We start from the raw sequence: 24,194 nt of genomic DNA, 5'->3' as shown, positions 1-24,194 counted from the left end.
TGCCTGGTTATCCAGATGTAAAGCTCGGTTGGTGCATGGTTATGCGCGGGTGTCCCGATGTTATGCTCGGTTGCGGAATGGTTATGCTCGGGTGTCCCGGTGTAATGCTCGCCCTGGTTCTGTTATTCGCCGTTGTCCCACTACGTTTGTTGCGCCATCATGTCTCTATTTCATTTCCACACACCAAATCCACATTCTGCCTCACTTCAAACTACTTTCCCTGCACCAACCACACTTCCACTATATGGCCCAATGCAATTAGTTTCTGTCCTGTTCATCTTTCGGTACAATAGAAAGATAGAGAACAGGCATTTTTATTTTTACAAGATAGAGAGGAGGAGCCGTTCATGTCTTTGCGATTTATTACAGGACGGGCGGGAACCGGGAAGACGACGTTCATTGAGCGGGAGATTGCGTCCGCGCTGCAGGCGGATCCGCTTGGGCCGGCGATTGTCCTTCTAGTTCCGGATCAGATGTCGTATTCGATGGAGCACAGTTTGTCTGTCAATTTTGGTCTTCGGGGCATTATCCGTGCGCAAGTATCGACGTTTAAACGGCTGGCTTGGCGAATTTTGCAGGAGACCGGAGGCATCACCCGAAAAGAGGTGGATGGCTTTGGGTACCGGATGCTCGTGCGAAGCGTGCTGGAGGAAAACCGCGACGAGTTGAAGTTGTTCCGGCAGGCTGCGAATAAAAAAGGTTTCGTGGAAAAAGTCGGTGATCTCATGAAGGAATTCAGCCGCTACTGTCTCGATCGTCAATGTTTAACGGATCTTGGGACAAATCTCGAGATGACAGATGCACCAAGAACCCTGCAGGATAAAGTGCATGATTTGACGCTCCTTTTTACAAAGATTGAAGAACGTCTCGGCACTTCTTATGTGGATAGCGAGGGGCATTTGGCGCTTCTTGCTTCGCAAATTAAACATTCTGATCTTCTTCAAGAGGCAGATATTTATATAGACGGTTTTGAAAGTTTTACAGCCCGTGAATATGAGATTCTGACAGAATTGATGAAACATGCAAAGCGGGTAACCGTTGTCCTGCCCATGGAATCGGATTTATCCGGACATGCAGATCATGAGCTGTTTTTCAATCCAGTACGAACTGCTCTCCGGCTGCGGGAGATAGCGAGAACCGAATCGGTAGAGATGGAAGAGACCATTCATTTGGATCAAGCCCTTCGCTACCATAATGAGGAGCTTCGTTTCTTTGAGTCGGCATTCGAACGGTATCCGATGCCGTCTAGAGAATCGGAAGGGGCCATCACGCTGATTGAAGCTGCGGACCGTCGTGCGGAAGTGCATGCGGTGGCAAGAAAAATCAGAGAAATGGTCATGTCGGGCGAACGGTATAAAGAGATTTCCGTGTTGTACAGACAGCCTGAAGCATATGACGAATTGATTGAAACGATATTCGGGCAATATGACATCCCGGTTTTCATTAGCCGGAAAAAGCCGATGCTCCACCATCCGCTCATTGAATTTACGCGTTCCGTCCTGGAGGCGGTGCTCGCCAACTGGTCGTATGAAACCGTGTTCCGCGCTGTGAAGACGGATTTGTTTTTCCCGCATGGAGAGGACAAGTTTTTATGGCGAGAACGGGCGGATCGGCTTGAAAATTATGTGCTTGCCAATGGCATTTATGGTCCGCGCTGGTTTGATGACACACGCTGGATCGTGAAGCGGTACCGGGGACTGGAGAAGTATACTCAAGTCCAAACTGATGAGGAGCTTGCCCAGCAGCAGGAACTTCATGCAATGCGGGATCTGATCCGGGAGCCGCTCGCGCAGTTCGAGGCACGGTTAAAACGTGCGAGAAACGGCCGTGAAGTGGCGGAATCGCTCTTTTCTTTCATCGAAGGATTGCGAGTGTATGATCAAATCATCGACCTTCGCATGGAAGAGGAACGTGCCGGTAGATTGCTTGGGGCGACGGAGCATGAGCAGGCATGGGATAGCTGGATCAATGTGCTGGATCAATTTGTCCTCATGTTCGGCGATCAGCAATTGGATCCGAAGGAAGCGGCTCGCATTCTCGATGAAGGTTTCGACACATTGGAGTTCACACGGATTCCGCCTTCACTCGATCAAGTGACCGTGACGACGATCGAACTTGCCAGCTTGATGGAAATCGATGTAGGCTTTGTTATCGGGGTGAATGACGGTGTATTGCCACAGCGCATCGATGCAGAAGGGCTCCTTTCCGATGCAGACCGCGAATGGTTCGCAAAAAATGGTTTGGAGCTTGCCCCGACTGCGAAGATGAAGCTGATGGACGAGGCGTATATGGCGTACCGTGCGTTCACGGCATCGAGGGAGCGCCTCTTCATTTCCTATCCGATCGCGGACGAAGAAGGGAAATCCTTGCTTCCGTCATTATACATTTCGCGGATTGAGCAGCTACTCCCCGGAATAGAAAAGAAGCTTGCCGTTACGGATCCGACGGAATTGCTGTCTGATATGGATCAAATGGAATATGTGAGTCATCCAAGGGCCGCATTGCCTTACTTGTCGATGAAATTAAAGGAAGCGGATCATTCAGGAAGGTTAGAACCCGAGTGGCATGCCGTCCAATCGTATTACGACGAAGATCCTCTCTGGTCTTCGGTGCTCGAGGTGATCATGAAACCTCTCGACAATCAGAAGCGGGCTGACAGGCTGGCACCGGAACTGACAGAAGGGCTGTATGGCCGGTCGTTCGTGTCCAGCGTCTCCCGTGTTGAATCGTATTACAGCTGCCCGTTCCAGCACTTCGCTTCGTATGGCTTGGAGCTGCATGATCGGATGGAATTCCAATTGGAGGCTCCTTCGATTGGTGATTTATTCCACGCGGCGTTGAAGTGGATTTCGGATGAGGTGATCCGGTCTGGACTTTCTTGGACGGACCTATCTAGAGAACAATGCTGGCATTTGGCGAGGACAGCGATGGAGGAAATCACGCCGCGCTTTTTCAATCAAATCCTGTTGTCCACGAGCCGCTATCATTATATCCGGCGGAAGCTGACCCATATTTTGCAGAAGACGATATTTGCCTTGACGAAGCAAGCGACGACCAGCTTGTTCCGTCCTGTCGCCATCGAAGCGGCATTTGGACCGGGCGAGAAGCTGCCACCACTTGAAATACCGTTGCGTCGGGGCAACAAGATGAATTTAAGCGGGCGGATCGACCGAGTGGATGCGACTGAAATCGATGGCAAGAACTATGTGCGGGTCGTTGATTATAAGTCGTCTGCAAAAAATCTGGATCTGACTGATGTCTACTATGGCCTGTCCTTGCAGATGCTGACGTATTTGGATGTGGCGGTGGAGAATGCGGCCGAATGGATCGGGTTTCAAGCGGATCCTGCGGGCGTCCTTTATTTGCATATCCACAACCCAATGATCAAGACGGAATTGGAGCTGACAGAGGATTTAATTGAACAGGAACTGCTGAAATCGTATAAGATGCGCGGTTATTTACTGGAGGATCCCGAAGTCGTGCGAGGGATGGATGCCTTAATCGGCAAGTCGTCATCGATTGTGCCGGCTGCGCTAAAAACGGATGGAAGCTTCACGAAGGCATCGAAAGTGCTCGGTCCTGATGATTTGAATGTTGTCCGGAACTATGTGCGAAAACGTCACCAGATGGCGGGAGACGGCATGCTCGCCGGGGATACGCGAGTGTATCCGTACAAGCTGAAAGACCGGATGCCATGCGAATATTGCTCCTATCGAGCCGTGTGCCAATTTGATCCGACCGATCCGAATTCCATGTATCGGAACTATGAAAATTTAGATGCAGAGCAATCCCTTGAAAGAATGCGGAAGGAAGTGATGGATGATGAACATACCCGTTAAGCCTGACGATGTAACGTTTACAGATGATCAGTGGAAAGCGATCTGGGCGACCGGAAAGGATGTGCTCGTCTCTGCTGCGGCCGGTTCCGGGAAGACGAAGGTGCTCATTACCCGCATGATTGAAAAGGTGCTCAATCAGGATCATCCAATTGATGTCGATGAATTACTTGTCGTGACGTTCACGAATGCAGCGGCTGCGGAAATGAGGCACCGGATGGCGGAAGCGCTGGAGGAAGCAATACTCGAGCAGCCGGAGTCCATTCACTTGCGCCGGCAGCTCAGTTTGTTGAATAAAGCACAAATATCTACGCTTCATTCATTCTGCTTGAACGTCGTCCGCCAGTACGCCTACTTGCTCGATATTGATCCGGGCTTCCGAATCGCGGATAGCACAGAGGCGTCCCTACTGCGTGATGACACGATCGGCGATGTGCTGGAGGATGCGTACAAGGCTGAGAACCCGGAAGCGATGTACCGGCTTGCTGACAGCTTCACGTCAGACCGGAATGACCAGTCAATCGAAACACTCATTGACCGGCTATACGATTATTCTCGCGTTCATCCTTCGCCAGAGCAGTGGCTCCGGATGATCCCGGCAGAATATGAAATTGATGAAAATGCGACGATCGATGAGCTCGGTTTCATTGATTCTTTGAAATTGTCCATTCGGCATTCCCTCGAGGAAGCGGCTGCGTTAACGGAAGACATGCGCAGGATTGCGTTGATGCCGGACGGTCCCGAACCCTTAGCGGCAACTGCTGACGCTGATTTGCTTTGGATTCGGGAAGCGATTCGACGAATTTCCGAAGGATCGTGGGTTGATATGTATGAATTCTTTGCTTCGTTGACTTGGGTGAAAGCCGGCACGATCCGAAAGAATACATGTGACGAGGAATTGGCGAAACGGGCGAAAGCGTTGCGGGATTCCGTAAAAAAATTGGTGACGGCCTTGAAAGAATCTTATTTCACCCGGACGCCTGCGCGATTGCTCGATGAAATGCGCCTGATGGCTCCGATGATGCATACGCTCATTGAACTGGTTATCGACTTCGGCGAGCGGTACCATCGCGTGAAAATCGACCGGGGACTTGTCGACTTTTCCGATTTGGAACATTATGCGCTGCAAATCCTCTCTAAGGAGGAAAACGGCAAGCTTGTCCCTTCCGATATTGCACTGGATTATTTGAACCGCTTTGCAGAAGTGCTTGTGGATGAATACCAGGATACGAACTTGCTCCAGGAGGCGATCATCCAGCTCGTGAAACGTGGCGGCGAATCAGATGGGAACCTTTTCATGGTTGGCGACGTAAAACAGTCGATCTACCGTTTCCGTTTAGCCGAGCCAAATCTGTTTCTCGGGAAATACAACCGGTTTACAACGACGGATGGCAATCAAGGACTGAAAATCGACTTGAACGCGAATTTCCGGAGCCGGAAGGAAGTGCTGGATGCGACAAACTACATCTTCTCTCAAGTGATGGGCGAGCGGGTCGGGGAAATCGAATATGATGAAGCGGCAGCTTTGAAATACGGTGCGCGTTATCCCGAGAAGGAAATGCCTGCCCGTATCGCCTTGCTTTATGATGGAGAGGACGAGGGGGAGGAGCAGGAAGCGACCGATCTGACGGGGCAGAGCTTGAAAAGTTCCCAAGCCGAAGCTCGCTATATGATCAAGCGTATTCAAGAGCTGATGGCATCCGGTGCGGAAGTGACCGATGCGTTCAGCCAGAAACGCCGTCCGCTCGAGTATCGGGACATCGTTATATTGATGCGTTCGATGACGTGGTCGGGCGAGATCGCGGAAGAATTCAAACTCGCTGGCATCCCTGTTTATGCGGAATTATCGCAGGGCTATTTCGAGGCGATCGAAGTGATGATCATGCTGAATACGCTTCGTGTTGTGGACAATCCTTATCAGGATATCCCGCTTGCCTCTGTTTTACGGGCACCGTTCATAGGCATGACGGAAAGTGAATTGGCCCAAGTGCGCCTTGCGCATAAAAAGGTGCCATTTTATGATGCGCTAAGGACGTTCATCGATCAAGGGGGAGCGGGGATAGCACCCGAAACCCAGCAGAAGCTGCAGCGTTTCTTCATCATGTACGAAGACTGGCGTAATCTGGCCAGACGCGGCTCATTAGCTGATTTGATCTGGCAGGTGTATTCCGACACGCATTATTATGAAATGGTCGGCGCCATGCCAAACGGCAAACAGCGGCAGGCGAACTTGCGTGCACTGCATGACCGCGCTATCGATTATGAGAGGACCTCCTTCCGCGGGTTGTTCCGTTTCCTGCGGTTCGTCGACCGGATGCAAAAGCGGGGAGATGATCTAGGCGCCGCCCGTTTTGTCAGCGAAACAGAGGATGTCGTGCGGATCATGACGATCCATGCTTCGAAGGGACTGGAGTTCCCGTATGTATTTCTGCCGGGGATGGGCCGTCAATTTAACAAAATGGATTTCAATGAGCCGTATTTATTCGACCAGCACTTTGGACTTGCTGTCAAAGCGATTGATCCGGAATTGAGGATCACATATACATCCTTGCCGTTCCTTGCAATGAAGGAGAAAAAGCAACTCGAGATGCGCGCAGAGGAGATGCGGATTTTGTATGTGGCGATGACCCGTGCGAAGGAGCATCTGGAATTGATTGCATCGGTGAAGGATATTGAAAAATCAATCGGGCAGTGGCAGGACGCTCAAATGGTCCCGCCCGGCCAAATGCTGCCGGAATATGTGCGCTCTCGTGCCAATGGCTATTTGGACTGGATTGGCCCCGCACTTGCACGTCACCGAGATTTTGAGAAGATGGGAGTTTCGTATGGCGGCCAGCTTGTCGAGGATCCTTCCGATTGGGAGATTGATGCGCTTCCGGTATCCGCTTTGGTGAATATCCAGCAGGAACCTGGGGAAATTCCTCATGACTCAGAGGTTTTGGATATCCAGGAACCAGCTAAGGACGAATTGCTTGTGCAGGAAGTGAAACGGCGGTTTGATTTCAGTTATCCGCATATGGCTTCTGTGAAGAAACGGTCAAAGCAGACGGTCAGCGAATTAAAACGCCTATCATTATTGAATGATGAACCGGATTTTGATGATCCGTTTGCAACAAGAGACGATGAACTGACGACACCTTATTTGCATGACCGGCCTGCTTTCATGCAGTCCCGCACATTATCCGCTGCGGAAATCGGTACTGCAATGCATACGATCATGCAGCATATCGATTTAGGCAAAAATCATTCAGTGGCAGACGTGGAAAAACTTGTGACGGAGCTCGCGGAGCGTCAGCTGCTCACGCCTGAAGAGGCGAATGCGGTGGATGTCCGGAATGTAACCCGCTTTTTTGAAACGCCCCTGGCAGATCGGTTGCGGAAGGCGAAACGAGTTCTGAAGGAGTTGCCTTTTACGTACGCGCACGATGGAGATGACGGTGATCATCAAATATTGCAAGGGATTGCCGATTGTCTTTTTGAGGAGCCGGATGGCTGGGTGCTGCTTGATTACAAGACCGATCGAACGCGTGGCCGGTATTCGGATGTGGAGCTTTCTGAGGAAATGCAAAGGCGGTACGGCATACAGGTGAGTCTGTACAAAAAGGCGATCGAAGAGATTACTAAAATTAAGATTAAAGAGATGCTCCTCTATTTATTTGACAGCGAGAGGACATTGCGTGTTCAGGAGGAATCAGTTTGAATTTGACACCAACGCTCAACAACCGGATTGAATCGCTGGATATGTTGAGAGGTTTTGCATTGCTCGGCATCTTTATTGCCAATATGCTGACGTTCCATTCCCCTTATTTTTATTTGGAGCCTCACTCTTGGTTCAGCACACAGGGCGATGCCGAGACGTTTAAAATCATTAATATTTTCGTAGAAGCAAGTTTTTACCCGATTTTCGCGATGATGTTTGGCTACGGCATGAATTTGCAATATGAGAAAGCCCAAGCTGCCGGTAAGCCCTATGCGCCGGTCATGGCGAAACGGCTTGGTATCTTGCTGCTATTCGGTCTGCTTCATGCGTTATTCATATGGTCCGGTGATATTTTATTCACCTATGCATTGATGGGTTTCATCATGATTGCAGCGGTGCGTATTCCAAAACGCTGGCTCGTGCCGATTGCCGCAGTCGTTTATCTGATCCCGGCAATCATCCTTATAGGCGGCCTTTATTTACTTAACAAGCTTAGCCCTGACCAGGTCATGAGCGACTATGTGGACATTCAGCAAATTGAGTTGGCCATCACTGCTTATGGCCACGGCACATACTGGGAAGCCTTTGCGTTCCGGGCGGTAGAATGGGCGACATTCGGTTTAACGAGTGTGTTTCTTGCCCCGGTTATGATTTTGCCGCTCATCATGTTCGGAGCTTACCTGTCCAAAGTGAAATTGTTTGAACGCGCTGTAGAACTCAAAGGGCGCATTGCCATTGTGACAGTGATTGCGCTTGTTGGTGGCATTGTCATTAAATCAATTCCATACATCGACAAACCCACGGTTCATTATGACATGCTTCAGAAATTGATTGGCGGTCCTATGCTCGCGATCGGCTACGGGGGTATCATCCTTCTCCTCTGCCAAGCGCCGCTGTTCCGGACTATTTTCCGTCCGATTTCAAAGGCAGGCAGAATGTCGCTCACAACCTATTTGACTCAATCCATTATTGCAACATTGCTATTCAATAGCTATGGATTCGGATTGTATGGAAAAGTCGACTTGGCGACAGGTACGTGGATGGCTGTAGGGATTTTTGTCATTCAGGTCATCTTTGCGGAGTTGTGGTTAATGAAATTCAGGATGGGCCCGTTCGAATGGATTTGGAGAAAAGGGACGTACGGAAAAAACTTGCCGAAAAAAGAAGGAAATGTGCAAGCATTGTAGAAATGAATCTAAGAGATTGTCAGGAAGAAAAAACAATCTTTTATTTGGGAAAATAGTTTTGACATAGGACGGAAGGATGGGCATACACAATGAAATTGTTATCGTTCCAACATGATGGAAAAGTTAAGTTTGGTCCGAAAGTAAAGAAGGAAGAAGCAGTTTGGGATGTCTTGGCAATCGCCGAGTCATATGGGGAAACCGACTTTCCAAAGACGATTATCGATGGGATTGCGCTTGGCTTGGACTTCGTGGAAAAGGTCCGCAAACTGGTTGAGCAGGCAGGGAAAGATGAGTCACCCGAGCGGTTCAAACATGCCTTTACAGCAATCGAATGGCTGTCTCCGATTCCACGGACGCCGAAAAACGTACTATGCGTAGGGAAAAACTATGCAGATCACGTGGCAGAAATGGGCACGGATGCACCGCCTGAAAAATTAATGATTTTCACAAAATCGCCAACTTCAATTGCGGCGGACGAACAAGACTTGCCAATTCATGACGACGTAACAGACCAGCTAGATTATGAAGGAGAATTGGCAATCGTGATCGGCAAAAAGGGACGAAATATTCAAAAGCAGCTCGCTTATGATTACATCTTCGGCTATACGATTGCGAACGATATCACCGCCCGTGATATCCAAACCGCCCACAAACAGTTTTTCCTTGGCAAAAGCTTGGATGGCTCATGTCCGATGGGACCGTATATTGTGACGAAAGATGAAATACCGAACGCCCAGCACTTAACAGTCGCGACAAAAGTAAACGACGAAGTGCGCCAGAACGGCAACACATCCGACATGATCTTCAAAATCGATGAACTCATTTCGGAAATCTCCAAGTATGTCACGCTGGAGCCGGGTGATGTCATTCTGACAGGAACGCCTGCAGGGGTTGGAAAAGGAATGAACCCGCCTGCATTTTTAAGACGAGGCGATGTCGTGAAAATCTCAATCGAAGGCATCGGAACTCTCGTCAACCAGTTCGTCTAAGTCCATTTTCTATCACGAATTGTCCCATCTATGATAGGATAATTGGAGATTGACTATAGTTGAGGTGAATTAATTTGGATTTTTTATCAAACACAACCCATTTTCATATTTTCACGTGGGTAGTCGGTATTATTGTCTTCCTAGTGGCGGCAGTGCTGGCGAATGGTACAAAGGGTAAGAAAATTGCCCATATGATTGCAAGATTGTTTTACGTGCTTATTTTATTCTCAGGCGTCATGTTGTTCACGAAATCAATGAACTACGGAATGGGTGCCCAATATGGCATCAAATTCCTTCTCGGACTTCTGACAATCGGCATGATGGAAATGGTCTTAGTCCGTTCGAAAAAAGGCAAGAGCGTTACACTCTTCTGGGTATTGTTCTTTGTCTTCCTATTTGCCACTATGTTCATGGGCTTCAAATTGCCAATGGGCTGGGAACTTTTCTAAGAACATCAAAGTCTGCTTAACATGAAACGGGAAAGAGGGGATCAGGATGGCCATCGGATCAGGAATGCTTTTCTTCGCTGTCATCCTTTTGCTCATGGCCCTCTTCGCCATATCAGTCGTCATCACATACAAAAGGCGACGCGACTCGCAATTTGATGATGAATAAGGGATAACCCATTGAAACCAACCGGAAATCAAATCGATTTCCGGTTTTTTCGTGTTTATTTAGGGGAGGGGGTGTCGAGGAAGTGTAATGGAGTAGTCTTGTAGGAGGATATGAGGACTTATTTTGATATACGAGTGGTAGGCGGGAAGATACGAGGACTTATTCGGTTATACGAGCGGTTGCCTGGGAGATACGAGAGGTTCGCGGACTGATACGAGCGGTTGCGCAGAAATACGAGAGGTTTGCAGGACGATACGAGCGGTTCGCAGACCAATACGAGCGGTTGCCAGGAAGATACGAGAGGTTGCCAGAGAAATACGAGAGGTTCGCGATACGATACGAGCGGTTGCGGAGAAATACGAGAGGTTCGCAGACCAATACGAGCGGTTGCCAGGAAGATACGAGAGGTTCGCAGGAGGATACGAGCGGTTGCCAGGAAGATACGAGAGGTTCGCAGGAGGATACGAGCGGTTGCCAGGAAGATACGAGAGGTTCGCAGGAAGATACGAGCGTTGCTAGAGAGATACGAGCGGTTGCTAGAGAGATACGGGAGGTGCGCGGGACTATACGAGCGGTTGCCAGGGAAATACGAGAGGTTCGCGATACGATACGAGCGGTTGCGGAGAAATACGAGAGGTTCACAGAAGGATACGAGCGATTGCCAGGAAGATACGAGAAGTTCGCGGACAGATCCGAGCGGTTGCCAGAGAAATACGAGAGGTTCGCAGGACGATCCGAGCGGTTGCCAGGGAAATACGAGAGGTTCGCAGACCAAAACGAGCGGTTGCCAGGAAGATACGAGAGGTTCGCAGGAGGATACGAGCGGTTGCAGAGAAATACGAGAGGTACGCAGGAAGATACGAGCGGTTGCCAGGGAAATACGAGTGGTTCGGGGACGGATACGAGCGGTTGCCAGCGAGATACGAGAGGTTCGCAGGAAGATACGAGCGTTGCTAGAGAGATCCGAGCGGTTGCTAGAGAGATACGAGAGGTGCGCAGGAAGATACGAGCGGTTGCCAGGGAAATACGAGAGGTTCGCGATACGATCCGAGCGGTTGCGGAGAAATACGAGAGGTTCGTGGACCGATCCGAGCGGTTGCCAGAGAAATACGAGAGATTAGCGGGAAGATACGAGCACTCGGCAAAAAAGACAACCACCATTTTTCACAATTTAGCCCCATTTCAAGTTGGAATTTTCGATATTCATTTCAAAGGATGGCGGGCGGTTGGACGGTTTGGTAAAATGGCGAGAGATAGCTCGTGTTGAGGAGGCTTTTTTGTGAGAGTAAAACAATGGTTCGGAAGGTTGGGAATTGCATCCATGGTCTTGGCTCTTCTGTTGCCTGCCACTGTGCAGGCCAAAGGGTCCATGGCGGATGAAAGTATATATGACTTATTAGTGGACCGGTATAATGATGCCAGTCAAACGAATGATAAAGGTGTCAACCCGCTCGATCCGTATGCGTTTAATGGGGGAGATTTTGAAGGTGTGGCCACCCGTTTGCAGCATATTTTGGATATGGGATTCACCATTGTGTCAATCGGACCTGTTTTTTCGATGGAGACGTACGATGGAAGCCGGGTGCTGGATTACGGGAAAATCGAACCGCACTTTGGGACAGAGGAAGAACTTCAAGCCCTCGTCGATGAAATTCATAAAAAGAAGTTGAAGGTGATCGCTGATTTTCCTTTAGGGGAAGTAAGTGAAAATCATGTTTGGGTAAAAGAAGGCAAGTTGAAGTCAACACCAGCCGGGGAAGGCGTTGTGCGTTGGGATGCTCAAGATCCTGCCGTTCAAAAGGAGTTGAAACAAGCGGTTATCGATTTTGTATCTACATACAAATTGGACGGCATCCGTCTGACGAAGCTGGAAGGATTCAGTACGGATTATTTGAATGACGTCATCAAGTCCGTGAAAGAGAAGAATTCAGGTGCCTATGTCCTATCGCATGAAGTGAGTGATGCGGAGTTTGACTTGAAGCCGAATTCAGAGAGGACGGAGGCTTTGCGCCAGTCGTTCATCGAAGTGAATCCGGATACTTCGGTTCTGTCGCAGTTTTCAAATGATCCGCATAATGAGCCTGTCCAATTCGATGATTTGATCGGATCCCGTTTCACGTATGATATCGTGGAGAAGCGAATGTTCCCGCCGACCCGCTGGAAGTTGGCTGCCACAGCGTTGTTCACGATGCCGGGCACGCCGATTATGCCATATGGTACGGAAATCGCAGTGAACGGGAAAGAAGCGCCTGAAAGTCATCCGTTGATGAACTTTAAAACGGACATGGAATTGAAAGATCGCATTGCCGATTTGAACGGCTTGCGCAATCAATCCGAAGCGCTCCGCACTGGAGATTTCAAGATTTTGCATAACGAAAATGGGTTCCTTGTATACACCCGCTCTTCTGAAGATGAAACGTGGTTAATTGCCATCAACAATACGGACAAGACAGCGAATGTAGCTATTCCTGCGGAAACGTTCGGTAAAGATAAAAAGCTACGAGGCATACTCGACAGCGATTTGATCCGGGAGTCGGACGACGGCTTTTTCCGTGTCGTGCTGGACCGTGAAACAGAAGAAATCTACATTGCCGATGAAGATAAAGGTTTTAATACTCCTTATTTAATTGCCTCTATTCTCGTATATGTCTTATTCCTTGGCTTCCTATTCCTTGTCATTAAAAAAGGAAGAGAACGTCGGAGAGAAGACGCGAAACAAAAATAATAAAAGAACGCCCTCGTAACGGAGCCATTCCGTAAGCGGGGACGTTCTTTTTTATTATCCATTCAACTTATTCAAGAAAAAGACGGCGATTGTTCCCGGTCCTGCATGTGCACCGATCGCAGAGCCGATCATATGCACTTCGACTTTGACAGGGCGGAAGAGTTCTTCAATAGCTGCCTTCACTTGCAGCGCCGCTTCTTCGTCATCCCCGTGGCTGATGGCAATGGTCTGTTTCGATAAATGATCGCCGCGTTCTGCCATAAGGTCGGTGAGCCGTTTCAGAACTTTTTTGCGGCCGCGGTGTTTTTCAAGCGGCACCAGCCGTCCATTTTCGACATGCAGCAACGGTTTAATGTTTAATAAGCCGCCAATAAAGGCGCTCGCTTTGGATACCCGTCCGCCTTTTGCAAGGTAGTCCAAATCCTCCACAGTAAATAAGTGCTCCATATGAGCAGCCATCGAACGGATTTTTCGCTCGATCGTCCGGACATCTTCTCCTTTGTCGCGGAGCCGGACTGCCTCTTTCACAAGAAGGCCATAGCCGAGCGATGCGCATCGGGAATCAATGACGACAAGATTCATGCTTGGATTGGTCTCTTTCACTTGGTCTTTCATCATGACGCCCGTATTATATGTTCCGGACAACTCAGATGAAAAGGCGATATAAAGGCCATCTTCACCGGAAGCGGCCAGTTCCTTCCATGCGTTGAGGAACAGCTCAGGGGATGCCTGGGATGTCTTCGGGTGTTTTCCGCTGCGGATCGCGGTATAAATTTCTTTCGAATCAATTTCAATAATATCGTCATACTCTTGATCATCAATGAGCACACGAAGAGGCAAGAGTGTGACATTGTTCTTCTCAAAATAAGATTTCGGCAAATCACAGCCACTATCAGCAAAAATTCGCATACGATTTCCTCCCTATAGTACGTTCGCTAGTACTTCTTTTCTCTATATTAAGTTCTATGCCAAGTGCAGTCTATCCTTCAAAAACTCGGCGATTCCATCTTCATTATTCGTCAGTGTCACTTCATTCGCGATGGATTTCAGCCGATCAATGCCATTGCCCATGGCGACTCCGACTCCTGCGTAATCAATCATTTCCAAGTCGTTATCTTCATCTCCGAATGCAATGATCCGGTCACGAGGAATGTCGAGCCATTTCGAAACATGGGAAATACCGACTGCTTTATTCAAACCATGGCGGACGATTTCAACAACATCCCATGGTGCGCCCCATCTTCGGTGGTCAATGACTTCTGCATGGACTTCCGCCAAATGCTTGCGGATCGGCTCGACTGTTTTGCTGTCCGCTTGGATAAGCAAACTTGTCGGGTCATCCTTCAATGATGTACGTATATCCCCTTCCTTAATGACGGGATCACCGAAACTTAAAATGTCCAGCAGCTTCGCATCATGTTTCTCCAAATACACATCATCCATCACTTCCGCGATGATATTATGGATAGCAAAATCCTGCATGGCATCGATCACATCTCGCACGATAGGCAAGGAAATGGTTTCATGGATTGTCTTCCATTTTACATCCTTTGGGTGATGGACGAAAGCGCCGTTAAAATTGACGATCGGTGTGATCAAATCTAGCTGTTTGTAATAAATTTCACTTGCACGGTACGGTCTGCCCGTCGCTATCATCACTTGATGACCTTGTTCCCTTGCTTGTTTCAATGTATGTGCGGTTTTTTCAGAAATGACCTTTTCATCGGTTAATAATGTTCCATCTAAATCTAGTACGATCAAATGCGGCTTCAATGCAACTCCTCCTACGAATGAACAATTCTTCTACCTAATTGTATTTCACCTATTGTCCAATTTTAATCCTTACACTTTCGGACATGATTTCCTTCATACTACCCTTAGTTACCGGAGCAAGTCAAAAGTAACCGTCTTGAGTGGCTACCTTTTGTTTTTTCAGAAAAACTTTGGTACGCTTTTATAAAAAGTCAGAAGGTGCTGTGCATGAGAATCAAAGAAGAAGCGTGGGGAGGCATCCCCTTATTACATATTGAAGAAGAGGGAAACGAGGGGCAGCAAAAGCCTGCGATCATTTTCCTGCACGGTTTTACAAGTGCGAAAGAGCATAATCTTCACTATGCCTTTAATATGGCGAAAGAAGGTTTTCAGGTTTTATTGCCGGAAGCCCATTTGCATGGGGTGCGCAGTGAACCACTGGATGAGGTTCAACTGAGCTTGCGATTTTGGGAAATCGTTTTAACTTCAATTGAAGAAATGAAAATCCTGCATGAAGAACTTTCAGCAAGAGGTGTGGAGCGGATCGGTGTAGGCGGCACGTCCATGGGCGGTATTACGACGCTTGGATGCCTTGCTGTATATGAGTGGATTGATGTAGCCGCGGTCATGATGGGAGCGCCAGGATTTGTGGAACTGGCAAAAGCTCAAATGTCCGAATTCGAACGGAGAGGATTTAAGCTGCCGATCACTTCTCAGGAGCGAAAATCGTTGCTGGATACGCTTGCGTTTTTCGATCTCACCCGGCAGCGTGACCGGTTAAACGGCCGGCCGGTTCATTTTTGGCACGGGAAGAAGGATACAGTCGTGCCTTACGAGCCAACCTATCATTTCTTCAATGCAGCAAAAGCAGATTATGCCTCTGCCCCGGAACGTTTTACCTTTACGACAGATACGTCCGCGGGACACGCTGTTTCGAGAAGCGGCATGCTGGAAGCGTGCGCCTGGTTCGCAAGATATTTGAATGACGAGTCGAACCTTTGATATGATGGGAATACTACTGGTCGGAGAGGAGAATTCGAATGGATGAAGAAATGAAAGGGAGCCTCTACGGAGCCCTGGAAAACGTAATCGATCCGGAGCTGGGTGTCGATATCGTCAATTTAGGCCTTGTCTATGACGTGAATTTGGACGAAGAGGGAACAGCTGAGGTAACGATGACGCTGACTTCCATGGGCTGTCCATTAGGGCCGCAAATCGTTTCGAACATTAAACAAGAATTGGCGGAGCTTCCGGAAGTGAAGGATGTCAATGTCAATATCGTATGGAACCCGCCTTGGTCTAGGGATAAAATGTCCCGTTACGCGAAGATGGCGCTAGGGGTCCGATAATATTCAACATGTGAAGGCTGGATGACTTGTGTAGGTCATGCAGCCTTTTTTTATAACCCAAAAAGGAGTGAATCGTTATGATCAAAACAGCTGATTTACATGATGCACATGGAAATGAACTAACACTTTGCACCGTTCCGTTTCGATCCTATGGAGCACGCAAGGCATTTTTCGGACCTATCGAAACGGTGAAGGTGCTTGAGGACAACGTGCTGGTGGAGCAAGCATTGGAATCAATTCCTGAAGGAAGTCTGCTCGTAGTCGATGGAGGCGGCTCAGCCCGCTGTGCGCTGCTCGGGGACCGGCTCGGAGCCATTGCGCAAACTCGTAAGCTAGCCGGAATCATTGTTAACGGCTGCGTCCGGGACAGTGCTGACTTGGCGCAGCTGGATGTGGGCATATTGGCAATTGGGACAAATCCGATCCGGAGCAATAAGGAAGGAAAAGGGGACCGGGACGTCACGCTCCAGTTTGGAGAAGTGGACTGGATCCCAGGTCATTTTGTCTATGCCGATGAGGACGGCGTTTTGATTGCAAGCCGAAATTTGGTCAAATGAGTTCAGCCGACTTCCATGTTTCACGGCATCCTCTACGGGTAGGAGAACAGTGGAGACCGGGTGCAAAATACTTTACTTTGTGTCACTTTCATCCTATAATTTAATTAATCAAAGATAGTCAAAGTCAAACTGTAGAGGTGATTGCTAATGAGAATGGATGGCGTACAGGAAGATCAACGCACACCGCTTGAACAATTCGGCCGCAATCTGGTTGATGAAGTAAAGAACGGAAAAATGGACCCTGTTATCGGTCGGGACGAGGAAATTCGCAATGTCGTCCGGATTTTATCGAGAAAAACGAAAAATAATCCGGTTCTGATCGGGGAGCCGGGAGTCGGGAAGACTGCGATAGTCGAAGGTCTTGCCCAGCGTATTGTAAAAGGGGATGTACCGGAAGGGCTGAAGGATCGCCAAATTTACGAACTGGATATGAGCGCCCTAATTGCCGGAGCGAAATATCGCGGTGAATTTGAGGAACGCTTGAAAGGCGTTTTGAAACAAGTGAAGGATAGTGAAGGGGAAATTATCCTCTTCATTGATGAAATCCATACGATTGTCGGTGCCGGCAAGACGGATGGCGCAATGGATGCGGGCAATATGCTGAAGCCGATGCTTGCACGAGGTGAGCTTCACTGCATCGGCGCCACAACACTGGATGAATACCGGATGTATATTGAGAAGGATCCAGCGCTTGAGCGCCGGTTCCAGCAAGTGCTTGTGCGCGAACCGTCTGTGGAAGATACGATTTCCATTTTGCGTGGGCTAAAGGAACGCTTTGAACTGCATCACGGCGTGCGGATACACGACCGGGCGCTTGTAGCAGCGGCGACTTTATCCGACCGCTATTTGACAGACCGTTTCATGCCGGACAAGGCCATTGACCTGATGGACGAAGCGAGTGCGATGATCCGTACCGAAATCGACTCCATGCCACAGGAGCTGGATTCGGTGACACGACGCATTATGCAGCTTGAAATTGAAGAGCAGGCACTCCGGAAGGAAAAGGATGCAATCAGCCAGACGCGGCTGGAAGCACTTCGTGATGAGCTGAAGGACTTGAAGGAATCGTCCGCGGGTATGCGGGAGCAATGGAATAAAGAAAAAGAAACGTTGCGCAATATCCAGGAGAAACGGGAAGAGCTGGATCGCTACCGCCGTGAATTGGAAGACGCGCAAAATCGTTTTGATTTAAATAAAGCCGCTGAACTGCAATACGGTAAAATTCCTGCACTGGAGCAAGAGTTAAAGGAACTAGAGACACCGCTTGCGGGAAGCCCGGACAATCGCTTGCTCCGTGAAGAAGTGACGGAAGATGAAATCGCGACGATTGTCGCCCGCTGGACAGGGATTCCGGTGACAAAGCTCGTTGAAGGCGAACGGGAGAAGCTTCTTCGTCTCCGCGAAACATTGGAGGAACGCGTTATTGGACAGGATGATGCGGTTCAGCTCGTAACGGAAGCTGTATGGCGTGCCCGAGCAGGCATTAAAGATCCGAATAAACCAATTGGCTCATTCTTGTTCCTCGGACCGACGGGCGTCGGTAAGACAGAGCTCGCGAAGACGCTGGCTGCGACATTATTTGATTCCGAAGACCATTTCATCCGGATTGACATGTCCGAGTACATGGAAAAGCATAGCGTTTCCCGCCTTGTCGGGGCACCTCCCGGCTATATCGGCTATGAAGAAGGAGGCCAATTGACAGAGGCAGTTCGGCGCAATCCGTATTCGGTTGTCTTGCTGGATGAGATTGAGAAGGCGCATCCCGATGTTTCGAACATCCTGCTTCAAATTTTGGATGATGGACGCATTACGGACAGCCAAGGGCGGCTCGTTCATTTCACGAATACAGTCGTCATCATGACCTCTAATATTGGTTCGGCTTATCTGCTGGATGGCCATTTCGATTCAGCGGATCATGCTGCAGAAGATTTGGTCATGGCGGAATTGCGGCGTCACTTCAAGCCGGAACTGCTGAACCGGATGGATGATATCATTATCTTCCATTCATTATCCGGCGACGCATTCGGATTGATTGCGAAAAAACTGCTTGAAGATCTCGTTAAGTGGCTGCATGCGCAAGAAGTGGAGCTTGACTATGACGAATCGGTTATTGACTGGATTGTCAAGGAAGGGACAGATGCAGACTTTGGCGCACGTCCATTGAAGCGGTTCATCCAGCGGCATGTGGAGACGCTTGTCGCGAAGGAAGTCATCAAAGGGGACTTGCGAGAAGGAGAAAAGCTTCATCTCTCAATGGATGATGGAAAATTAAAGATCAATAAAGAATAAAATAAGGAGCCATCCAGGTAGTTTAACCAGGATGGCTCCTTTTTTGTCATGAATGATCTGCAACCGGCTCGTCCGGAATAATTGCCGAAATGGCTATCACTACGATACTAAGAACTGCTGATACGATGACGCCGCCCATGAAATCAAAGCCTTGGATGTCGGCAATCGAACCAGTTACATAGTTCAACATCGTGACGAGAAGAAAAGACCATACAAAAGTCATAATATATTTCATCAAAATTCACCTCTGCGTACCAATATCATTGTCCATCATACCATAGCCATTTAAAAGGGGAAACAACTTTGTCGGCTGGAAAGCGATTCATCAATGAAATGTGTCAGCATATTGAAAAATGATAGCTCATAATTTATAATTGATACCAGGTACTAATAATAGATGACAAGGAACGGGGTATGCAAAGATGGGTGCAGGGTTAATTGGAATCGGTAAATGTGTCCCTTCGCAAGTAGTTACGAATGCGGACTTGGAAAAACGGATGGATACAACGGATGAATGGATCCGGACACGGACTGGAATTGAAGAAAGACGGATTGCTACAGATGATATGGACACATCTGACATGGCTTTTGCTGCTGCGGAAGAAGCAATTCAAAACGCTGGCTTGAAGCCGGAAGATATCGGGATGATCCTAGTGGCGACTGTTACGCCAGACCGCCCGTTTCCTTCCGTAGCTACGATGATTCAAGATCGTCTTGGCTGTGTAAATGCCGCGGCAATGGATCTGTCGGCTGCGTGCGCAGGTTTCATGTATGGTGTCGTGACGGCCAAACATTTCGTGGAAGCGGGAACGTATAAGCATGTCCTCGTAGTTGGAGTTGAAAAGCTGTCGAAGATCACAGATTGGGAAGACCGGAATACGGCCGTCCTATTTGGTGACGGAGCCGGCGCTGCGGTCATCAGTGAAGTCTCTGAAGGACGCGGAATCCTCTCATACGAGCTCGGTGCGGACGGAAGAGGCGGCAATCACCTTTATCAAGATCAATACATTGTTATGAACGGCCGGGAAGTGTTTAAATTTGCGGTCCGTCAAATGGGCGAATCGGCTGTCAGTGTTATCGAGAAAGCTGGCTTGGAAAAAGAAGATGTTGATTATTTGATTCCGCATCAAGCGAATATCCGAATCATGGAAGCATCCCGTGAGCGTTTAGGCTTGCCGATTGAAAAAATGTCGAAGAGTGTGCATAAATACGGAAATACATCAGCGGCCTCCATTCCGATTTCGCTATATGATGATTTGGCGGAAGGCAGAGTGAAGGACGACGATATTATCGTGCTTGTTGGATTTGGTGGCGGCTTGACGTGGGGCGCCCTTTGTATAAAATGGGGTAAATAAACGGACTCTCCGTTATACTGTTGGTAGGAATGAGAGTAATGTAACTGAGAAGAGGAGTTGGAACGATGGAAACGAGACGTGTAGTAGTGACAGGAGTCGGCGCGATATCGCCGGTTGGAAATACAGCGGAAGCTTCTTGGGAAGCAGTAATCAACGGAAAATCCGGCATCGGTCCTTTAACGAGGCTGGATAGCGAACAGTTCCCGGTAAAAGTGGCAGCAGAAGTTAAAGATTTCGATATCGAGGAATACATCCCTCGGAAAGACGCTCGTAAAATGGACCGTTTCACGCATTATGCATTGGCAGCATCCATCATGGCAATGAAAGATGCCGAATTGGAAATAGATGAGGAACTGGCACCGCGTGCAGGCGTCTGGATCGGTTCGGGCATCGGCGGCATGGAAACGCATGAACAACAATTCAAAACGTTCCAGGAAAAAGGATATCGCCGGGTCAGCCCATTCTTCGTCCCGATGATGATTCCGGATATGGCGTCCGGCCAAGTATCCATCCATTTTGGAGCAAGAGGCATCAACTCATGTACAGTGACGGCGTGTGCATCCGGAACAAACTCCATTGGCGATGCGTTTGAAGTTATTAAGCGCGGTGATGCTGACGTAATGATCACTGGCGGTACGGAAGCGCCGATCACAACGATGGCAGTCGCGGGATTCTGTGCCAACACAGCACTTTCATTGAATCCAGACCCAGCAACAGCATCCCGTCCGTTCGATAAAAACCGTGACGGATTCGTAATCGGCGAAGGAGCGGGCATCCTCATCCTTGAGGAGTACGAGCATGCGGTCAAACGCGGAGCGAAAATCTACGCGGAAATTGTAGGCTATGGCTCTACGGGAGACGCCCACCATATTACAGCTCCGGCACCAGAAGGGGAAGGCGCAGCCCGCGCGATGAAGCAGGCACTTGACGAAGCGGGCATCCGTCCAGATCAAGTCGGCTACATTAACGCGCACGGCACAAGCACGCCATACAATGACTTATTTGAAACAATTGCTGCGAAAACAGTATTTGGCGAACATGCATACAAACTCGCTATCAGTTCAACAAAGTCGATGACTGGCCATCTCCTCGGAGCAGCTGGTGGATTGGAAGCGATTTTCACAGTTAAAGCGTTGCAGGAAGGCATCTTGCCTCCAACAACCAACTACGAAACGCCAGATCCGGAATGTGATTTGGACTACGTCGTAAATGAAGCACGCAAAGCTGACGTCGAATACGCCATGAGTAACTCCCTCGGCTTCGGCGGACACAATGCATCACTCGTATTTAAAAAGATATAAGATGAACTGCCGGCGATTTGGAATCGCCGGTTTTTTGATGTTTATTGTAAGGGGAAATGTAAGGACTACGAAAGAGTGGGTGAAGAAGCAGGCTCAAAAGCCGTAATTCGAATGAAGAAAAGATAGAGAAAGAAGCGTACCTGAAAAAACTTCTTGAATTTCTATGGACTTAACTGGAAAATGGCTTTATTGATGATAGTTTAGTAGTGGGAGGTGTGAAATGAAAGAAAAAAAGTATGATATGTTGATGTGGTTTCAAATGATTTTTGCGTTACTTGTAATCTCAATGGGTCTTTACTCCAGAATAACGGAAAATTATAGCTTGCTGCCTGTGGTTTTATTACTTTTGAGTGTAATGCTAATAATAATGGGATTCCGCGAATATAAGAAAACACGAAATATGTTGTGGCTTATCTTCACTGTAGGTATTTCAGTAGTTCTTATCTCTACTGTTGCAGACGCATTTTGAGCAGTGTCCAACTACCGCTGGAACATGGAGTTGCATAGCAGCTCTTTTTTTATTCCCGGGGGAGCGCTCATAGGGGTTTTGAAGATATTGTTCTTTAACGTTATTGTGTTTGTATTCCACCAACCGCTCGTATAATTTGTGTAACCTCTCGTATATTCCCGCGACCGCTCGTATATTTCAGGAAGTGCTCGTATATCTTCATGACCGCTCGTATCGTATCGCCAACCTCTCATATCTTCCTGACAACCGCTCGTATCTCTTCGCTTACCGCTCGTATATTCCACCCCCGGTTCACTCACCAGGTCGACCTTCTACCTAAATTCTCCGGAAGTCGATCAATTCCCTCTGAACTTACTAAATCAACGTCCCTTGCCATTCACAATAAATGCAAAAAGAACCCCCTTCGTCTAAAAGGGGGCTTCTTGTACATAGTATAGAAGAAACGTTAAAGGGCGATGATCAGTGACACGTATCTTCTTCTTTCTTATCAGTTATGGACTCATAGTCATCACAGTGACGCATATGATTTTTTACTTGAACTATGTCACCCTGGGCTACGAATGGAAACAAGTCATGCTATTCATCATATCCACTACAGACTTTCTCATTTTCATAGTAGCAACAATTATTTTGATCTTGACCGTTTACGTCCGAGCCCCATCGCCGCCTCCATCTTATTGAGGGTAGCTGTTGCGATAGCGTTCGCTTTTTCCGCGCCTTCATCTAAGTATTGGTCGAGCAATGGAGAGGCGAGAAGTTCTTCGTATCTTTCCTGAATCGGGGCTAAATGCTGAATGACGGCTTCCGCCACTCCTGCTTTAAATGCGCCATATCCCGCGCCTTCGTATTTTGTCTCCAAGTCTTGGATCGAAATTCCGCTTAAGGAAGATTCAATGACAAGCAAGTTGGATACGCCTGGTTTGTTTTCTACATCGAATTTTACGATGCCGTCCGAGTCGGTTACTGCACTTTTAATTTTCTTTTCGATGTCTTTTGGTGTGTCCAAAATAGAAATCGTCCCTTTTTTATTCGGGTCGGATTTGCTCATTTTCTTCAATGGATCTTGAAGGGACTTGATGCGGGCACCGTTTTTCGGTGTGCGCAAGTCGGGGATCGTGAGAACTTCACCGTAGCGGCTATTGAAACGTTCTGCCAGATTCCGTGTCAGCTCGACATGCTGCTTCTGGTCATCGCCTACCGGTACGATATCTGTGTTATACAGCAGGATATCCGCTGCCATCAGTGGCGGGTATGTCAATAAACCAGAAGAAACGCCTTCTTTACCGGCAGATTTGTCTTTGAACTGTGTCATCCGTTCCAATTCTCCGATATAGGAAATGCACTGCATCATCCAGCCGGCCTGTGCATGAGCGGGCACCTCCGATTGGATAAACAAAGTCGCTTTCTTTGGATCGATTCCACTAGCGATATAGATTGCGGCAAGGGAACGGATTGTTTTGGCCAGCTCATCCGGCTCCTGCTGGACGGTAATGGCGTGCTGATCGACGATGCAAAACAGACAGTCGTTCGTATGTTGAAGCTCCACAAATTGTCTGAAGGCCCCGATATAGTTCCCTAATGTGACCGTTCCGGTCGGTTGTACGCCTGAAAAAATGGTAGTCATCTTCTTCTCCTCCTTGAAAATAAAAAAACATCAGCCATCCCTAAAAAAAGGGACGACTGATGTGTGATCAACCGTGGTACCACCCGAATTGCCCGAAGGCCTCTCAAGCACCGTAACGTGGTGAGACGTACTTTGCTACGAGGTTAAACAGACAACCTTTTCACAAAATAAGCTCGGGAGTCCACTTCCTCTAGGCCGGCCGTCTGTTTTCACCATCCACAGACTCTCTGGAAGACCAATGCAAGAGTACTCTCTCCGTCATCGCTTTTCATTTTCTGCGCTCGTGCGCTTCATTTCCAATGATTATAATACGACCTTTTATGAAATGCAACAGGGGAATCGTCCAAACCGGACCATCAGAGGTTTTTCGACATGGATTTTCGGGAATATACAGTTTTTGATACCGTTCTACTAGTCAGTTTGCTAAGATATGAAGATAGGAAGGA

Annotated in this window: 20 protein-coding genes and 1 other annotated feature; of the genes, 15 read left to right on the top strand and 5 right to left on the bottom strand. The window is 48.4% G+C overall.

Annotation, left to right across the window (positions count from 1 at the left end):
• Positions 1 to 347 precede the first annotated feature (347 nt).
• The 7 genes from addB to ACSW3C_RS03035 all read left to right on the top strand — a co-directional run bounded on the left by addB (position 348) and on the right by ACSW3C_RS03035 (position 13,052).
• The gene (gene addB / locus ACSW3C_RS03065; protein WP_486560820.1) at positions 348 to 3,839 is read left to right on the top strand and encodes a helicase-exonuclease AddAB subunit AddB; all 3,492 of its coding nucleotides are present in this window, start codon (positions 348 to 350) and stop codon (positions 3,837 to 3,839) included.
• A complete protein-coding gene (addA, locus tag ACSW3C_RS03060; protein WP_486560889.1) occupies positions 3,823 to 7,536 on the top strand; it encodes a helicase-exonuclease AddAB subunit AddA in 3,714 nt (1,237 codons plus the stop codon). Before addB ends, addA begins: the two co-directional genes overlap by 17 nt.
• Positions 7,533 to 8,723, top strand: a complete 1,191-nt coding sequence (locus ACSW3C_RS03055; RefSeq protein WP_486560819.1) for a DUF418 domain-containing protein — start codon at positions 7,533 to 7,535, stop codon at positions 8,721 to 8,723. Before addA ends, ACSW3C_RS03055 begins: the two co-directional genes overlap by 4 nt.
• Positions 8,724 to 8,812: 89 nt before the next feature.
• The gene (locus tag ACSW3C_RS03050) at positions 8,813 to 9,712 is read left to right on the top strand and encodes a fumarylacetoacetate hydrolase family protein (RefSeq protein WP_486560817.1); all 900 of its coding nucleotides are present in this window, start codon (positions 8,813 to 8,815) and stop codon (positions 9,710 to 9,712) included.
• 74 nt (positions 9,713 to 9,786) lie between these two features.
• Positions 9,787 to 10,161 (top strand): YisL family protein, encoded by a 375-nt coding sequence (locus ACSW3C_RS03045; RefSeq protein ID WP_486560816.1) that lies wholly within the window; start codon positions 9,787 to 9,789, stop codon positions 10,159 to 10,161.
• Between the two features lie 470 nt (positions 10,162 to 10,631).
• Positions 10,632 to 11,594 carry a hypothetical protein gene (locus ACSW3C_RS03040; protein WP_486560814.1) on the top strand — a complete coding sequence of 321 codons (963 nt, stop codon included), beginning with the start codon at positions 10,632 to 10,634 and terminating at the stop codon, positions 11,592 to 11,594.
• Between the two features lie 12 nt (positions 11,595 to 11,606).
• Complete coding sequence (locus ACSW3C_RS03035) at positions 11,607 to 13,052, top strand: alpha-amylase family glycosyl hydrolase (protein WP_486560813.1); 1,446 nt, start codon at positions 11,607 to 11,609, stop codon at positions 13,050 to 13,052.
• Positions 13,053 to 13,106: 54 nt separating this feature from the next.
• Here the strand turns inward: ACSW3C_RS03035 and ACSW3C_RS03030 are convergent, their stop codons facing one another.
• Together ACSW3C_RS03030 and ACSW3C_RS03025 are read right to left on the bottom strand one after the other, a co-directional pair.
• Positions 13,107 to 13,961, bottom strand: a complete 855-nt coding sequence (locus ACSW3C_RS03030; RefSeq protein WP_486560811.1) for a DegV family protein — start codon at positions 13,959 to 13,961, stop codon at positions 13,107 to 13,109.
• A gap of 54 nt (positions 13,962 to 14,015) precedes the next feature.
• Positions 14,016 to 14,825: a Cof-type HAD-IIB family hydrolase gene (locus tag ACSW3C_RS03025; RefSeq protein ID WP_486560810.1), complete on the bottom strand. Its 810-nt coding sequence runs from the start codon at positions 14,823 to 14,825 to the stop codon at positions 14,016 to 14,018.
• 207 nt (positions 14,826 to 15,032) lie between these two features.
• On the opposite strand from ACSW3C_RS03025, the gene ACSW3C_RS03020 reads away from it, so the two are divergent.
• The 4 genes from ACSW3C_RS03020 (at position 15,033) to ACSW3C_RS03005 (ending at position 18,999) form a co-directional block, all read left to right on the top strand.
• A complete protein-coding gene (locus tag ACSW3C_RS03020) occupies positions 15,033 to 15,806 on the top strand; it encodes a prolyl oligopeptidase family serine peptidase (RefSeq protein ID WP_486560809.1) in 774 nt (257 codons plus the stop codon).
• A 38-nt stretch (positions 15,807 to 15,844) separates the two neighbouring features.
• A complete protein-coding gene (locus ACSW3C_RS03015; protein ID WP_486560808.1) occupies positions 15,845 to 16,153 on the top strand; it encodes a metal-sulfur cluster assembly factor in 309 nt (102 codons plus the stop codon).
• 77 nt (positions 16,154 to 16,230) lie between these two features.
• Positions 16,231 to 16,710 (top strand): ribonuclease E activity regulator RraA, encoded by a 480-nt coding sequence (gene rraA / locus ACSW3C_RS03010; RefSeq protein WP_486560807.1) that lies wholly within the window; start codon positions 16,231 to 16,233, stop codon positions 16,708 to 16,710.
• A gap of 147 nt (positions 16,711 to 16,857) precedes the next feature.
• The gene (locus ACSW3C_RS03005; protein WP_486560805.1) at positions 16,858 to 18,999 is read left to right on the top strand and encodes an ATP-dependent Clp protease ATP-binding subunit; all 2,142 of its coding nucleotides are present in this window, start codon (positions 16,858 to 16,860) and stop codon (positions 18,997 to 18,999) included.
• A 46-nt stretch (positions 19,000 to 19,045) separates the two neighbouring features.
• Here the strand turns inward: ACSW3C_RS03005 and ACSW3C_RS03000 are convergent, their stop codons facing one another.
• The gene (locus ACSW3C_RS03000) at positions 19,046 to 19,234 is read right to left on the bottom strand and encodes a DUF2929 family protein (RefSeq protein WP_486560804.1); all 189 of its coding nucleotides are present in this window, start codon (positions 19,232 to 19,234) and stop codon (positions 19,046 to 19,048) included.
• A gap of 187 nt (positions 19,235 to 19,421) precedes the next feature.
• Here ACSW3C_RS03000 and ACSW3C_RS02995 point away from each other — a divergent pair, with 187 nt between their 5' ends.
• The 3 genes from ACSW3C_RS02995 to ACSW3C_RS02985 all read left to right on the top strand — a co-directional run bounded on the left by ACSW3C_RS02995 (position 19,422) and on the right by ACSW3C_RS02985 (position 22,124).
• Positions 19,422 to 20,354 carry a beta-ketoacyl-ACP synthase III gene (locus ACSW3C_RS02995; RefSeq protein WP_486560803.1) on the top strand — a complete coding sequence of 311 codons (933 nt, stop codon included), beginning with the start codon at positions 19,422 to 19,424 and terminating at the stop codon, positions 20,352 to 20,354.
• A 65-nt stretch (positions 20,355 to 20,419) separates the two neighbouring features.
• On the top strand, positions 20,420 to 21,655 hold the full coding sequence (fabF, locus tag ACSW3C_RS02990) for a beta-ketoacyl-ACP synthase II (protein WP_486560801.1): 1,236 nt from the start codon (positions 20,420 to 20,422) through the stop codon (positions 21,653 to 21,655).
• 220 nt (positions 21,656 to 21,875) lie between these two features.
• Positions 21,876 to 22,124, top strand: coding sequence for a hypothetical protein (locus ACSW3C_RS02985; RefSeq protein WP_486560800.1), 249 nt, complete (start codon positions 21,876 to 21,878; stop codon positions 22,122 to 22,124).
• Between the two features lie 11 nt (positions 22,125 to 22,135).
• Here the strand turns inward: ACSW3C_RS02985 and ACSW3C_RS02980 are convergent, their stop codons facing one another.
• Positions 22,136 to 22,423, bottom strand: a complete 288-nt coding sequence (locus ACSW3C_RS02980) for a hypothetical protein (protein ID WP_486560799.1) — start codon at positions 22,421 to 22,423, stop codon at positions 22,136 to 22,138.
• Positions 22,424 to 22,646: 223 nt separating this feature from the next.
• Between ACSW3C_RS02980 and ACSW3C_RS02975 the strand changes: the two genes are divergently transcribed.
• Positions 22,647 to 22,805, top strand: coding sequence for a hypothetical protein (locus ACSW3C_RS02975; RefSeq protein WP_486560887.1), 159 nt, complete (start codon positions 22,647 to 22,649; stop codon positions 22,803 to 22,805).
• Here the strand turns inward: ACSW3C_RS02975 and trpS are convergent.
• Positions 22,750 to 23,748 (bottom strand): tryptophan--tRNA ligase, encoded by a 999-nt coding sequence (gene trpS / locus ACSW3C_RS02970; RefSeq protein WP_486560798.1) that lies wholly within the window; start codon positions 23,746 to 23,748, stop codon positions 22,750 to 22,752. The genes ACSW3C_RS02975 and trpS overlap by 56 nt on opposite strands.
• Positions 23,749 to 23,793: 45 nt before the next feature.
• Positions 23,794 to 24,019: a binding site (T-box leader), on the bottom strand.
• Positions 24,020 to 24,194 lie beyond the last annotated feature (175 nt).

The sequence above is a fragment of the Sporosarcina sp. AD_1 genome, assembly GCF_057373025.1.
The sequence above is the reverse complement of the archived record's forward strand: the minus strand, read 5'-3'. Positions and strand labels throughout refer to the sequence as shown.

Bases quoted from the DNA above. Each gene is read 5' to 3' on its own strand.
- ACSW3C_RS03050 (WP_486560817.1), top strand. From the start codon at position 8,813: ATGAAATTGTTATCGTTCCAACATGATGGAAAAGTTAAGTTTGGTCCG.
- ACSW3C_RS03020 (WP_486560809.1), top strand. From the start codon at position 15,033: ATGAGAATCAAAGAAGAAGCGTGGGGAGGCATCCCCTTATTACATATT.
- addB (WP_486560820.1), top strand. From the start codon at position 348: ATGTCTTTGCGATTTATTACAGGACGGGCGGGAACCGGGAAGACGACG.
- ACSW3C_RS03005 (WP_486560805.1), top strand. From the start codon at position 16,858: ATGAGAATGGATGGCGTACAGGAAGATCAACGCACACCGCTTGAACAA.
- ACSW3C_RS03000 (WP_486560804.1), bottom strand. From the start codon at position 19,234: ATGAAATATATTATGACTTTTGTATGGTCTTTTCTTCTCGTCACGATG.
- trpS (WP_486560798.1), bottom strand. From the start codon at position 23,748: ATGACTACCATTTTTTCAGGCGTACAACCGACCGGAACGGTCACATTA.
- rraA (WP_486560807.1), top strand. From the start codon at position 16,231: ATGATCAAAACAGCTGATTTACATGATGCACATGGAAATGAACTAACA.
- ACSW3C_RS02995 (WP_486560803.1), top strand. From the start codon at position 19,422: ATGGGTGCAGGGTTAATTGGAATCGGTAAATGTGTCCCTTCGCAAGTA.
- ACSW3C_RS02985 (WP_486560800.1), top strand. From the start codon at position 21,876: ATGAAAGAAAAAAAGTATGATATGTTGATGTGGTTTCAAATGATTTTT.
- ACSW3C_RS03030 (WP_486560811.1), bottom strand. From the start codon at position 13,961: ATGCGAATTTTTGCTGATAGTGGCTGTGATTTGCCGAAATCTTATTTT.
- fabF (WP_486560801.1), top strand. From the start codon at position 20,420: ATGGAAACGAGACGTGTAGTAGTGACAGGAGTCGGCGCGATATCGCCG.
- ACSW3C_RS02975 (WP_486560887.1), top strand. From the start codon at position 22,647: ATGATTTTTTACTTGAACTATGTCACCCTGGGCTACGAATGGAAACAA.
- addA (WP_486560889.1), top strand. From the start codon at position 3,823: ATGAACATACCCGTTAAGCCTGACGATGTAACGTTTACAGATGATCAG.
- ACSW3C_RS03015 (WP_486560808.1), top strand. From the start codon at position 15,845: ATGGATGAAGAAATGAAAGGGAGCCTCTACGGAGCCCTGGAAAACGTA.